Annotated in this window: 1 protein-coding gene; it reads right to left on the bottom strand. The window is 59.6% G+C overall.

Translation table 11 applies throughout. From position 1 onward, the window contains the following. Positions 1-272 (bottom strand): thiamine pyrophosphate-dependent enzyme (locus K0F85_RS28415; RefSeq protein ID WP_257638222.1); only part of this gene is annotated, 272 nt, incomplete at both ends.

Genomic DNA, 272 nt, shown 5'->3' with positions numbered 1-272 from the left:
GGTTTGCTCAGCGCATCGCGGCGGAACGGGTCGCCCAGCTCGCGCGTGCACATGATTTCGATGATGGTGGTCTTGCCTTCATTCATCTGCATGTCGATGGCTTTCTTCAAGGCCGGACCCACGTCTTCCAGCTTGTCGACCGTGATGCCTTCGGCGCCCATGGCGCGCGCAATTTCCGCGAAGCTCTGGTTGTCGAGCTCACCGGCGACAAAGCGGCGGTTGTAGAAATCCACCTGGTTTTTCTTTTCCGCGCCCCACTGGCGGTTGTGGAA

The organism is Janthinobacterium sp. UMAB-56 (assembly GCF_900095265.1).
Lineage (GTDB): Bacteria > Pseudomonadota > Gammaproteobacteria > Burkholderiales > Burkholderiaceae_D > Janthinobacterium.
The sequence above is the reverse complement of the archived record's forward strand: the minus strand, read 5'-3'. Positions and strand labels throughout refer to the sequence as shown.